This is a genomic window from Bacteroides cellulosilyticus (assembly GCF_020091405.1).
GTDB lineage: Bacteria > Bacteroidota > Bacteroidia > Bacteroidales > Bacteroidaceae > Bacteroides.
The window spans coordinates 494,855-507,688 of record NZ_CP081903.1 but is presented as its reverse complement, the minus strand read 5'-3'; the positions used below and the strand labels follow the sequence as shown (position 1 = coordinate 507,688).

Sequence of the window (12,834 nt, the reverse complement as noted above, 5' to 3'; positions counted from 1 at the left end):
ATGAAGGATATTCAGATTATTATGTTAGGTACAGGTAATGCAGGCGTTACCAGATGCTATAATACTTGTTTCGCAATCCGGACAGCTGAAAATGTGCTGCTTGTGGATGCCGGTGGAGGAAATGGAATATTGGTTCAGTTGGAGAAAGCCGGTATCGCCATTGAACGTATTCATGATATGTTTGTGACACATGCTCATACGGATCATATATTGGGTGTGGTATGGGTAATCCGGATGGTGGCACAACGGATGCAAAGTGGAAAATATGCAGGAGTCTTCCGGGTGTATGGACATGATAAAGTATTACAAGTTCTGGATTGGATCTGCCGGATGACGTTGCCTAAGAAAATAGTACAGTATTTGGGAAATGGTATTGAACTTTGTGAGGTTAAGGACGGAGAGACATTTAAAGCAGGGGAGTTAAAACTACAATCTTTTGATATAGGATCGACTAAAGAGAAACAATATGGGTTTCGTACCACATTGCCGAATGCCCAATCGCTGGTTTGTCTTGGAGATGAACCTTATAATGAGAAGAATCGTCCTTATGTGGAAGGGGCTGACTGGTTGTTGTGCGAGGCTTTCTGTCTGTATAAAGACCGTGATATATTCAAACCTTATGAGAAACACCATAGTACGGCACTGGATGCCGGGAAGCTGGCGGAAGAACTGAAAGTGAAGAATCTGTTGTTATATCATACGGAAGATAAGACGCTGAATACGCGTAAAGCGTGTTATATGGAAGAAGCAGCTCAGGGATTTTCCGGTGTGGTACACGTGCCGGATGATTTGGAAATAATAGACATTATTGTTAATTAACAATATGCCATGCAGTCTTTTTTCTAATTTGTTATTTCTCTAATACAAAGAAGTTATTTTGAATATTTAATTAGAGGAAGTACATTATGAAAATTAATTCAGTATTTAGTAAAGCACTTGCCGTGGCAACAGTAGTAGCCACTTCTATAGGTTTTCAGTCCTGTCTGGACGACGACGACAATAACGCTTATTACCTGAGGTATCCTAACGCCCTTGTGACAGTGAAGGAAGCTGCCGATGGAGCATTTTTCTTGCAGTTGGATGATAAGACGACCTTATTACCGACCAATGTGAAAACCTCTCCTTTTGGAGACAAAGAGGTCAGAGCATTGATGAATTACAGTGAAGTGGACGAAGCCAGTGGTGAATACACGAAAGCTGTGCACATCAACTGGATAGACAGTATCTTGACAAAGCCTATTGCTCCGGATTTGGGAGAAGAAAATGATAAAATATATGGTACAGATCCTGTAGAAATAGTAAATGACTGGGTGACTCTCGCAGAAGATGGCTATCTGACACTTCGTTTCAGAACTGTATGGGGAGGCTCGCAGAAACATTTTGTAAACTTATTGTTAGGACAAAATCCGGATAATCCTTATGAAGTGGAGTTCCGGCATAATGCGTATGGTGATACGTATGGAAATACGGATGATGGTTTGGTTGCCTTTAAGTTAGATGAATTGCCTGATACGGAGGGTAAAACTGTTAAGTTGAAACTGAAATGGAAGTCATTCAGCGGTGATAAATCAGCCGAGTTTGATTATTGTACCCGGAAATCCGTTGCACCAAGTGAGCCCGCTGCTGCGGCTGTAAGAAGTAATTTAAAGTTGAAATAGTTTCATCAGCTGTTTTATTTATGTTGGAACTTCCATTTCTGACTTGATATGACAATAGGATAGCCAAATAGGATGTTTTGTTGCATTATGTCTGCTTTTCCTCATTATTGGTAATAAGGCTTTCGGCCAGAAAGGTGTTTCCAGAAGATTGAAACCTTAGTTTGTCAGAATCAGACCATCTGTTTGCATGCAACAGATGGTCTATCTTATATAATTACATGATCTTTTTCACCCAAACAGACTATCTTTTCTGCGAAAATAAATACTCTTTCATTTATTAAGGCTACACCCTTTACTTCACAGGGCTACACCTTATTCATAACAAGGTGACGCCATCACTGAAAAAGGGTGTAGCCCCTCCGAAAAACAGGTGATATTTCTCTATTTTGAAGAGGATAAGCAACGGAGTCCAATAATCGTTTTTTTAGAAATCTGTCCAATTTATGATTAATAAGGATGAGGCAGATTGAGTTTTCTTCCGAAAAGACGCTTTATGATATTATTATGTATCATGTAGTATTTGCTTAATAGAAAATCCTTGCGTTTTCCTGCATCACAGTAGCATTGATGCGAAAGAAAGAAACGTAAGACGGTACTATTGACATTTTGTCATTTTGGACTAGTCGTTCTATCAATCATGCGGTGTATGGAAACCGGAGTATTTGCTATTTCCCCTTTTGCAGGAAGTTAGGAGTTTGTTGGCAAGAAGTTGACTTCTTGTCGACAAACTCCTAACTTCTTGTCGACAAGAAATTGATACTTTGTAGTGCCTTGATAATCAGCGATAAATTTTCCTTGTACAAAAAGGGAATTTATACACATATATTACTTGCTTTTTTACATACCTCTTACGTATTCCGTCAACGGAATCGGGTACCCCCAACGGGGGGATAATTAGCGTCACCTATAGCGTCACCTGCTACCAATTGAGGCAAAAAACAAAAAAGACCGCCAAGAGTGGAAGCCTCCTAACAGTCTAAATCTTCTTTGTAGCGGGACCCGGGATTGAACCGGGGACCTCATGATTATGAATCATGCGCTCTAACCAGCTGAGCTATCCCGCCATCATTTCTTGTTTGCGGGTGCAAAGATATAGCTTTTCTTTAAATCGCCAAAATATTTGTGAAGATTTTCTGCGAAATAATTTATTGAATAGAAACGATACAAAGAAAAATAACCTTTCTATATACCTCTTTTAAGAACAGTATCAGGGAGTTATGTGGTAAAAGGAAAGGCCGGATGAATAAATTTGGAGAAATATATTCCGTAATTAGAAAAAAGTCTCTATCTTGCCGCCGCAATAAAAAGCAAATATGAACTATGGAAAGACAAAAGATTCATCGGGAATACCTCTTGAATGCAACTTCTAAAAGCATTCTTTGGTCCGCGATAAGTACCCCCACCGGTTTGGAGGGCTGGTTTGCAGACAGGGTACAGTCGGACGATAAGATTGTCACCTTCTTCTGGGGAAAGACGGAACGTCGTGACGCAGAGATTATCGCTGTGCGGGCTTTCTCTTTTATTCGCTTCCGTTGGCTGGATGATGAATATGAGCGGGAATATTTTGAATTAAAGATGACAAACAATGAACTGACTAACGATTTCGTGCTAGAAGTTACTGATTTCGCTGCGGCGGATGAGGTGAAAGATTTGCGCGAGTTATGGGACTCTCAGGTAGATACTCTGCGGAGAACGTGCGGTTTTTAGTTAACTTTGATATAAAAATTTTCCACACTCCCTTTTTTATGCTAATTTTGTGTCTTCATTGCATGAAACGAGTAAAATGCTGCGCATAAAAAAGTTAGATATATTTATATTGAAGAGCTTCTGCACGCTCTTTATGGGCACTTTTTTCATTTGCCTTTTCATTTTCATGATGCAGTTCCTATGGAAGTACGTTGATGAAATGGTGGGAAAAGGATTAGAAATGAGTGTCCTTGCACAATTTTTCTTTTATTCCGCCCTAACATTGGTGCCGGCTTCATTGCCGTTGGCTATTCTGCTGGCGGCACTTATCACTTTTGGTAATTTTGGTGAACGTTTTGAGCTGCTGGCCATGAAGGCGGCGGGTATCTCACTACTTAAGATTATGCGCCCGTTGATTGTGTTTATCATTTTCATCTGTGGCGTTTCTTTTTATTTCCAAAATGTAATAGGACCGAAGGCGCAGACTAAGTTGTGGACATTGCTAATTTCCATGAAGCAGAAATCTCCGGAATTGGATATACCGGAAGGAGTTTTCTATGACGAGATTGATGGCTATAACCTTTATGTAAAACATAAGAACCGTAAAACGGGTATGCTTTACGACGTGCTGATTTATAACTTCGAAAAGGGGTTTGAGAATGCGCAGATTATCAAGTCTGATTCTGGAAGACTGGAAATGACGGCTGATAAACAGCATTTGTATTTGCATCTTTATAGTGGTGAGCAGTTTGAAAATCTGAAATCGCAGAATATGAATCAGAAGAATGTGCCTTATCGTCGGGAAGCGTTCCGGGAGAAGCATGCTATTATTGAGTTCAATTCCGATTTTAATATGGTGGATGCCGGTATCATGAGTAATCAGTCCAACAGCAAGGATATGGCGATGCTGCAAGCGGGTATTGACTCCATGAGGGTGCAGAATGACAGTGTGGGGCGTGTCTATTTCAAGGAAGCGATGAATGGCACTTACAAGATTTCTGCTGACTTGAAGAAAGCTGATACACTGAAGATAGAGCAGGCACATTTGGGAGAATACAATGTGGACAGTCTTTTCAATGTGGCTACCTTATCACAGAAGCAGAAGATTATCTCTACTGCCGTGAGCCGTGCAGAGAGTGCGGGGAGTGATTGGAGTGTCAAGAGTTATAGTATGTCGCAGACAGATACCAGCCTTCGCCGTCATATGACGTCCTGGCATGAGAAATTAACACTTTCGGTGGCATGCCTTATCTTCTTTTTTATCGGTGCTCCGTTGGGTGGAATTATCCGTAAAGGCGGTTTAGGTATGCCGGTTGTGGTATCCGTTCTTATTTTTATTATTTACTACATTATTAATAATACGGGCTATAAAATGGCACGTGATGGACAGTGGGTTGTCTGGATGGGTATGTGGACCAGTACAGCTATCTTGGCTCCATTGGGTGCATTCCTTACTTATAAGTCCAATAATGACTCCGTGGTATTGAATGCCGATGCCTATGTGAGTTGGTTTAAGAAGATCGTCGGTATACGCAGTGTGCGCCATCTATTCCGTAAAGAGGTGATTATACACGATCCTGACTATACTCATTTGCCTGCCGACTTGCAGGCACTGTCTGCTGATTGCCGTGCGTATGCTGAAAAGAAAGCGTTGAAGCGTGCTCCCAACTATTTCAAGTTGTGGATGGCAGACTCAATCGATGAAGAAATAGAAGATATAAATGAGCGTCTTGAGAAATTAGTAGAAGAGATGTCCAATACTAAATCTGTTCATTTGCTGAATGCACTGAATAACTATCCTATTATTCCGGTTCATGCTCACTTGCGTCCTTTCCGTAATTATTGGCTGAATATGGCCTGTGGATTGTTGGTGCCGATAGGATTGTTCTTCTACTTCCGCATCTGGGCATTCCGTATCCGGTTGAATAAGGATATGGAGCGGATTATCAAGACTAATGGAGACGTTCAAAAGATAATAGAAACTAATCTGAAATAACCTAAATAAATAAAGGAGAATACAGAATGGAAAAAGTGAAATTAGATACAATAGAAGAGGCGATTGAAGACTTCAAGGCTGGTAACTTTGTGATTGTGGTGGATGATGAAGACCGTGAAAACGAGGGTGACTTGATTATCGCTGCGGAGAAAATAACTCCTGAGAAGGTAAACTTTATGTTGAAGCATGCACGTGGTGTGCTTTGTGCGCCGGTTACCGTGTCACGCTGTAAAGAATTAGATTTGCCTCATCAGGTCAGTGACAATACTTCCGTATTGGGCACCCCTTTTACGGTGACTATCGATAAATTGGAAGGTTGTACTACCGGCGTTTCTGCTGCCGACCGTGCAGCTACCATTCAGGCGCTTGCCGATCCGGCTTCTACTCCGGCAACCTTCGGACGTCCGGGACACATCAATCCCTTGTATGCTCAGGAAAAAGGTGTATTACGTCGTGCCGGACATACAGAAGCTACGATTGATATGGCCCGTATGGCAGGTCTTTATCCTGCGGGTGCACTTATGGAAATCATGAATGAAGATGGATCAATGGCTCGTCTGCCCGAATTGCGTAAGATGGCTGACGAATTTAACCTGAAGCTGATTTCTATCCGTGACATGATTGCCTATCGCCTGAAACAAGAATCCATTGTGGAAGAAGGTGTAGAAGTAGATATGCCTACCGAACACGGACATTTCCGATTGATCCCTTTCCGTCAGAAATCTAACGGTCTGGAGCACGTGGCTCTGTTCAGAGGTACGTGGGAGCAAGATGAGCCGATTCTGGTACGTGTGCATTCCTCTTGTGCCACAGGAGATATATTTGGCTCCAAGCGTTGCGACTGCGGCGAACAACTGCATAAGGCTATGGAAATGATTAATAAAGCCGGTAAAGGAGTAGTTGTTTATCTGAACCAGGAAGGGCGTGGTATTGGTTTGATGGAGAAGATGAAAGCGTATAAGTTGCAGGAAGACGGACTGGATACGGTGGATGCCAACATCTGTCTGGGACACCTGGCTGATGAGCGTGATTATGGTGTAGGTGCTCAGATTCTGCGTGAATTGGGTGTACACAAAATGAGACTGATGACAAATAATCCTGTGAAGCGTGTGGGGCTGGAGGCTTATGGACTGGAGATTACAGAGATTGTTCCTATTGAAACTACCCCGAATCAGTACAATGAACGTTACCTGCGTACAAAGAAGGAACGCATGGGGCATACATTACATTTTAATAAGTAATTTGCTGTTTTGTTTTCTAATATCAAAGAAAATGGCTTAATTTGCAGCCAAATTTATGCAACAACCATAAAATGGATAGAAAAATGAATCAATTATCAGATCGTTTGAACAGTTTGTCGCCGTCGGCGACGCTGGCTATGTCGCAAAAGAGCGCCGAGTTGAAGGCACAAGGCGTTGACGTAATTAACCTGAGTGTGGGAGAGCCTGACTTTAATACTCCTGACCACATCAAAGAGGCTGCGAAAAAAGCGATAGACGACAACTTCTCTCGCTATTCTCCTGTTCCGGGATATCCGGCTTTGCGTAATGCAATCGTGGAGAAACTGAAAAAGGAAAACGGTCTGGAATATACAGCCGCACAAATTTCGTGTGCCAATGGTGCTAAGCAATCAGTTTGTAATGCAGTATTGGTGCTGGTGAATCCAGGTGATGAAGTGATTGTGCCTGCTCCTTACTGGGTAAGTTACCCGGAAATGGTGAAGTTGGCTGAGGGTACTCCGGTGATTGTTACCGCAGGTATCGAACAGGATTTCAAGATTACTCCTGCACAGTTGGAAGCTGCTATCACTCCGAAGACTAAAGCATTAATTCTTTGCTCACCTTCTAATCCGACCGGTTCAGTTTACTCTCAGGAAGAATTAAAAGGTTTGGCTGAGGTGTTGGCAAAACACCCGCAAGTTATTGTTATTGCTGACGAAATTTACGAGCATATCAATTATATTGGCAAGCACCAGAGTATTGCTCAGTTCCCCGAAATGAAAGATCGCACGGTAATCGTAAATGGTGTATCTAAAGCATATGCCATGACTGGTTGGCGTATTGGCTTCATTGCCGGACCGGAATGGCTTGTAAAAGCTTGTAATAAGCTGCAAGGTCAATATACTTCAGGCCCTTGTTCAGTATCTCAAAAGGCTGCTGAAGCTGCTTACACTGGAACGCAGGCTCCTGTAGAAGAAATGCGTAAGGCTTTCGAACGTCGTCGTGATTTAATTGTGAAGTTGGCAAAAGAAGTTCCGGGATTTGAAGTAAACGTACCGCAGGGTGCTTTCTATCTGTTCCCGAAATGTGATTCTTTCTTTGGAAAATCTGCCGGTGACCGTAAGATTGAAGATTCGGATGATTTGGCAATGTACTTGTTGGAAGTTGCTCATGTAGCTTGTGTGGGTGGTGCTTCATTTGGTGCGCCTGAATGTATCCGTATGAGTTATGCGACCAGCGATGAGAATATTGTGGAGTCTATCCGCCGTATTAAGGAAGCATTGGCTGAACTGAAATAAATGACAGTATATAAAAAAGAAAAGCCCGGTTTCATAATTGAAACCGGGCTTTTCTTTTTTTTGAGTGTTGTTATTATTCTGCCGGGTGAATTGCTTCAGACGGACAAACATCAGCACAAGTACCACAATCTGTGCAAGTTTCAGGGTCGATAGCGTAGATATCACCTTCTGAGATAGCTCCTACCGGACATTCGTCAATACAAGTACCACAAGCAACACAACTGTCATTAATTACGTAAGCCATTTTCTTTAGATTTTAAATTATTAGTACTAATTAGTTCGGCAAAAATAATGGTTTTCTTGATTAGTTGTTATCAAACCTGTTTAAATTCCCTTAATTTGTACCTTGTCTAAATAATAGTGTGGAGAAAACCGGAGGAAAATGCAATAAAATGTCATTTTTGGCGTTTTAAGGATGTGAAGCGCATTTGTCTGATAATCCTTACTTTACTCCTTGCTTTCGGTGCTTCGGCACAGAAACGGAAGGTACAGAACCGCCCGTATATTGATCAGCGGAGGTGGCACTATGGTTTTTTGGCAGGTATCCATGTGCAGGATTATAAATTGGTGAACACCGGATATGTAACGGAAGACGGTCAGAGTTGGTTTGCCGATGTGCCTGAATATTCTCCCGGATTTACGGTCGGAGTGCTGGGCGAACTTTATTTGAATCGATTCCTTTCCTTGCGTCTTGTCCCCACATTACATTTCGGGGATAAGAAAGTTGTATTCCGCGAGCAAGCCAGTGGTGAAGAACATTCACAGTCGATGAAATCCGCCTATCTTTCTATACCGATAGATTTGAAGTTTGCTGCTGAACGTTTTAATAATTACCGTCCTTATTTGATGGCGGGTATTGCTCCTACGTATGACTTCAGTGTGAAGAAGCAGGGTGCCTTGTTGGTAAAGCCTTTCGATTGTTATGTTGAAGTAGGGTTGGGATGCGATTTCTATCTGCCTTATTTCAAGCTAATCCCGGAGTTGAAGTTCTGTTTCGGACTGGCAAACCTTATTAAGAAAGACCGTAAAGATCTTACGGACCAATCGTTGTTGAAGTTCACGCAGTCAGTCGACAAAATTACTTCCCGAATGATTGTACTCACTTTTTATTTTGAATAGTCTTATTCTTTGTAGGAGATACTAAAAGTGATGGGATAGCCATCCTCGGCACTTTCACTTACCATAAAGCTACCACCAAAATGTTCAAATAACAATTGATTGATTTTTAGTCGTATGGAAACTTGCTGGGAGGCAAATGCAGAGTCAACTAACGGGCTGTTTGTGATACGGAATATCAGTAATTGATTTTCTTCGTCTTTGCTCAGTTGCATCTTCACTTCACGATCAGTATCATTGGGGACAGGATAAATCAGCATACTCAATACAGCTTGGTTGAAGCGGTTGGCGTCCATTCTAAGCATCTGGTGTTCCACATCACTTTCCAGTTCGGCATGTATATGTCCGTTACTGTCTCTACGGGCCATATATATCAGGTCGTTGCATATTTCCCGCATTTCGCAATCCAGTATCTGGAATTTCATCATTTTAGCTTCCAGTCGTGAGAGGTCGAGTACATCGTTCACCAGTTGAATCAAATCAGTAGAATTTGCCTGAATGATTTCAGAATACTCCAGTTTTTCTTTATCATCCAATCCCATATCTGTAGAGAGCAACTGTGAAAAACCTACCACATTATTCAGTGGAATACGGATATTGTAACTCATGTTTGCAAGGAAGCGGCTCTTTACTTCATTCGCTTCCTCAGCTATTTCACTCAGACGGGCCACTTCTCTCTCATCTTTCTGCAATCTTTTTCTGCTGAAGTACATGTGGATAACGAAAGCGATCAGTGCCAGCAGGGCAATCCCGATAACGATCAATATAAAATAATGTATCTTTTCCTGTTGCTGTTCTCGTTTCACCACCAGCTTATCCATATTGTACAAGCTTTGTATTTGTTCCATTTGCGCATTAGACAATCCTCGGTATAGAGAGTCTTTATCATGCATTACTTTCTTGTAGATGTTGATAGCAACTTCTGGCTGCCCCATATCCACCAGAACATCTGCTTTCATTGCCATATATAGTATGGCATCCGGGAAAGACATCTGAAGTGTCAGGGTAATGGCATTATCCAATGCTTCCAAGGCTTTTTCGTATTCTTTTCGGGCACGATAATATTCTGCATAAGCTTGCAGACGGGATACTCTGTACGGCAGGAAGGTGTTGGGGGTATCATATTCATCTGCTTTTTGCAGGTGTTCCCAGGCTTTCTTGAGGTTTCCCGTGCGGACATAGTAAAGGGCGTATTGAGTTTCCATTCCCATATATAGGGCTGAGTATGCATTCTTGAGTGCCGGTGTGGCGGTTATTAAGTCTTGTATCGCTACTTTCATCTGTTCCAGCGAAGCATACATTTTTTCATTATTATGCAGGAATGAATAAGCCAGCACAGCCTTCGACAACAGATTTATTTTATCCATAGGTCTGTCTTGCGGACTCATTAGATGGAATGCTTCTTCCAAGGCCTTTGCACCATCTTCGTAACGTAGTGTGGCAATGTAGCTGGTCATGAGGCATAGACAGGCTTCCCGCATACCATTGCTGTCATTCAGTTTTTTAGCTTTATCATACATGATGTTCGCTTCATGGATGGCAAGTTCTATCTGCTGGTTGATTGTATACATTTCAATCTGTAACTTCTTGGCTTTGAAGTAATCATTGTAATAATTATGCTTCTCTGCCAGAACTTCCATTCTGTTCATCCACTGCGTTACGCGTTTCAGATCCAGTTTATTGAAAAAGTAGATGATATGCTCATAGGTGGCAAGACTCTGATAACGCAGGTTGTTTTGCTCCGTAGCCTCTTGCAGCAATTTATTCTCATAATAGAGGAATACCGGTGTCTGCTGGTCCAGGCGGGCGATGTCATGCAGTACATCCAGGCGCATAGAGTCGTGCGGCGCAGTGACGTAAATGCGCAATAGGCTGTCTTTAACGGCGCTATTTTGGGCATTGGCGGTGAATAAAATTCCGGTGCCTAATGCCAGTGCTATAATCAGACGCTTTATCATGCGCGACCCTCCTTTTTTTGTGTGCCTTTTGTCTGGCGTATGGGGTGTGTAAATAAGAAACGGGAGCCTTCGTCATAGTCCGGATCAATCCATATCCTGCCTCCTATATGCTCTATAATTAGCTGGCAGATAGACAATCCGAGTCCGCTTCCTTGTGCGTTCTCATCCAACTTTTCGAAACGTTGAAATATATGAGCTTGTTTTTCTTTCGGGATACCGCAACCGGTGTCTGTAACGGAGAATAGAGCCATGTCATCCGATTCTTTTTCCAGTTTCAGTGTGATGGCACCTTCTGCTGTGAACTTAGTTGCATTTATCAGCAGGTTTATCAACACTTGCTGTAACCGCGAATCATCTGTTTCTATTTTCAATTCTTCCAGTGAGGTTACAAACAGCAGTTCCGCTTGTGTTTGTTTTACTTTACCCACTGTGTCAGTAACATTTCTACAGATAGCTACTGCATCATGTTCTCCGATAGAGAACTGCATCTTACCGAATTCCAGGCTCGACAGGTCAATCACATCATTTATCAGCTTCAATAGAAGTTCAGAGTTCTGTTGAATAATCTCAGTACATTGTAGTCGGGTGGCGTCATCCAGCCCTTCTTCGGTCAGCAGTGCAGAAAAACCGGATAAAGCATTGAGGGGAGTACGTATCTCATGGCTCATATTCGACAAGAATACACTTTTTGCGCGCGTTGCACTCTCTGCGTTCCACCGGGACTGTTCCAGATTCCTCTTGGATAGTGCCACTTTCTTTTTCTGTTTTCTTTGCCATACGGCTAACATGGAGATGAAAGCCAATAATCCAAGTCCGATGAAGATGGAAGCAAGTACAATTCTGTTTTCCTGTGCTTTATTCCCCAGTTCCAGTTCATCTATCTGATAGGTTGCTTTCAATGCATTTATCTGGCGGATGTAACTTTTCGAAGCGAGGGTGTCAGTAACGGTATATAACTCCTGATATATCCGGCAAGCCTCATCAAAGCGCCCCAGTAATTTATACAAATATATCTTTTCGGCAGAAATCGAGCGATACTCCAGGGAACGTTTGTTGCCGGAAACCAGTTCGAGCAGTTTATTGTAAAGGGCAAGTGCTTCGTCTGCTTTTTGCTTGTCATGATCATCTGCTGCCAATGCACGGTAGCAGGCGGCTGTATAATAGTCGATGGAGAACCCATGGGCCGGTTCGTGAGTATGGTTTTGGTATATGGAATCTGCCTTTTGCAGATATCGGAGCGCAGTTTGCTGATCTCCCGAGGAAATATAGTAAGTAGCATTTTCTATGAGTATGGGAATGGCGAGCGGATGTTCGGGCTGCTGTTCCAGAAGCTGGTTCAGGGGATTTACATACGTCATGGCCTCTTCCAGTCGGTTCATCTGTTGCAAAAGAGTGGAGATTTTCACCAGGAGCCGATAAGTTTGCGGATTATTCGGGGATAAGTGGTGCAGGGCATCCAGATAGGAACTTAACGCCTTGTCCTGTATGTAAGAGGCAGTATATGCCTGACCGATGGCTTGATTGGCAAGGGCAATACCGAAGTTGGAGTTCATATCTTTGGCACTTTCGTACATATACCGTGCCCGGTCTACTGCCAGACTGAGGTCGCCTCGCATGATGTATGCACTTACTTGCCATAACAGTAAGGTGAAATAGGATTCTTCTGTCCGGGGAAATTTCAGAGTAGGAGCCAGTTGATTTGTCCAGGAGATAATGCTGTCTATCGGTGTGTTGGCATCGTAAGGAATTTCTCTGCTGATAAGTGATTGCAATGCAGACAAGTGTTCATTGTCTGTACGAGTAGCGTATGTTCTCGTCGCAAAGGAAAAGAGCAAAATAGTAGCCACTGCCGATATAATAGCAATCTTTCTCAAAGTAGAAGATATTTTATTTAGATTATTC

Annotated in this window: 10 protein-coding genes and 1 tRNA gene; 7 read left to right on the top strand and 4 right to left on the bottom strand. The window is 42.4% G+C overall.

Features of this window, described 5'->3' with window-relative positions; translation table 11 throughout:
* Positions 1–819, top strand: coding sequence for an MBL fold metallo-hydrolase (locus tag K6V21_RS01720; RefSeq protein ID WP_224320657.1), 819 nt, complete (start codon positions 1–3; stop codon positions 817–819).
* Positions 820–905: 86 nt separating this feature from the next.
* Positions 906–1,658 carry a NigD-like protein gene (locus tag K6V21_RS01715; protein ID WP_224320656.1) on the top strand — a complete coding sequence of 251 codons (753 nt, stop codon included), beginning with the start codon at positions 906–908 and terminating at the stop codon, positions 1,656–1,658.
* 990 nt (positions 1,659–2,648) lie between these two features.
* On the opposite strand, the gene K6V21_RS01710 is transcribed toward K6V21_RS01715, so the two are convergent.
* A tRNA-Met gene (locus K6V21_RS01710) sits at positions 2,649–2,722 on the bottom strand.
* A 256-nt stretch (positions 2,723–2,978) separates the two neighbouring features.
* On the opposite strand from K6V21_RS01710, the gene K6V21_RS01705 reads away from it, so the two are divergent.
* From K6V21_RS01705 to K6V21_RS01690, 4 genes are all read left to right on the top strand, one after another.
* Positions 2,979–3,365 carry an START-like domain-containing protein gene (locus K6V21_RS01705; protein ID WP_217713706.1) on the top strand — a complete coding sequence of 129 codons (387 nt, stop codon included), beginning with the start codon at positions 2,979–2,981 and terminating at the stop codon, positions 3,363–3,365.
* A 76-nt stretch (positions 3,366–3,441) separates the two neighbouring features.
* Positions 3,442–5,340 carry an LptF/LptG family permease gene (locus K6V21_RS01700; protein ID WP_217713705.1) on the top strand — a complete coding sequence of 633 codons (1,899 nt, stop codon included), beginning with the start codon at positions 3,442–3,444 and terminating at the stop codon, positions 5,338–5,340.
* 26 nt (positions 5,341–5,366) lie between these two features.
* On the top strand, positions 5,367–6,581 hold the full coding sequence (locus K6V21_RS01695) for a bifunctional 3,4-dihydroxy-2-butanone-4-phosphate synthase/GTP cyclohydrolase II (RefSeq protein WP_217713704.1): 1,215 nt from the start codon (positions 5,367–5,369) through the stop codon (positions 6,579–6,581).
* A gap of 83 nt (positions 6,582–6,664) precedes the next feature.
* Complete coding sequence (locus tag K6V21_RS01690) at positions 6,665–7,858, top strand: pyridoxal phosphate-dependent aminotransferase (RefSeq protein ID WP_217713703.1); 1,194 nt, start codon at positions 6,665–6,667, stop codon at positions 7,856–7,858.
* Positions 7,859–7,931: 73 nt separating this feature from the next.
* Here the strand turns inward: K6V21_RS01690 and K6V21_RS01685 are convergent, their stop codons facing one another.
* A complete protein-coding gene (locus K6V21_RS01685) occupies positions 7,932–8,102 on the bottom strand; it encodes a DUF362 domain-containing protein (protein WP_007211130.1) in 171 nt (56 codons plus the stop codon).
* Positions 8,103–8,275: 173 nt separating this feature from the next.
* Between K6V21_RS01685 and K6V21_RS01680 the strand changes: the two genes are divergently transcribed.
* Positions 8,276–8,977, top strand: a complete 702-nt coding sequence (locus K6V21_RS01680; RefSeq protein ID WP_217713698.1) for a porin family protein — start codon at positions 8,276–8,278, stop codon at positions 8,975–8,977.
* A 2-nt stretch (positions 8,978–8,979) separates the two neighbouring features.
* Here the strand turns inward: K6V21_RS01680 and K6V21_RS01675 are convergent, their stop codons facing one another.
* The gene (locus K6V21_RS01675) at positions 8,980–10,932 is read right to left on the bottom strand and encodes a histidine kinase dimerization/phospho-acceptor domain-containing protein (RefSeq protein ID WP_224320655.1); all 1,953 of its coding nucleotides are present in this window, start codon (positions 10,930–10,932) and stop codon (positions 8,980–8,982) included.
* Positions 10,929–12,806, bottom strand: coding sequence for an ATP-binding protein (locus tag K6V21_RS01670; protein ID WP_224320654.1), 1,878 nt, complete (start codon positions 12,804–12,806; stop codon positions 10,929–10,931). The genes K6V21_RS01675 and K6V21_RS01670 overlap by 4 nt, the downstream gene beginning before the upstream one ends.
* Positions 12,807–12,834 lie beyond the last annotated feature (28 nt).

What these genes read in the sequence shown, in the direction of transcription:
- K6V21_RS01720 (WP_224320657.1), top strand. Translation starts at nt 1, where the DNA reads ATGAAGGATATTCAGATTATTATGTTAGGTACAGGTAATGCAGGCGTT.
- K6V21_RS01700 (WP_217713705.1), top strand. Translation starts at nt 3,442, where the DNA reads ATGCTGCGCATAAAAAAGTTAGATATATTTATATTGAAGAGCTTCTGC.
- K6V21_RS01690 (WP_217713703.1), top strand. Translation starts at nt 6,665, where the DNA reads ATGAATCAATTATCAGATCGTTTGAACAGTTTGTCGCCGTCGGCGACG.
- K6V21_RS01705 (WP_217713706.1), top strand. Translation starts at nt 2,979, where the DNA reads ATGGAAAGACAAAAGATTCATCGGGAATACCTCTTGAATGCAACTTCT.
- K6V21_RS01675 (WP_224320655.1), bottom strand. Translation starts at nt 10,932, where the DNA reads ATGATAAAGCGTCTGATTATAGCACTGGCATTAGGCACCGGAATTTTA.
- K6V21_RS01695 (WP_217713704.1), top strand. Translation starts at nt 5,367, where the DNA reads ATGGAAAAAGTGAAATTAGATACAATAGAAGAGGCGATTGAAGACTTC.
- K6V21_RS01685 (WP_007211130.1), bottom strand. Translation starts at nt 8,102, where the DNA reads ATGGCTTACGTAATTAATGACAGTTGTGTTGCTTGTGGTACTTGTATT.
- K6V21_RS01715 (WP_224320656.1), top strand. Translation starts at nt 906, where the DNA reads ATGAAAATTAATTCAGTATTTAGTAAAGCACTTGCCGTGGCAACAGTA.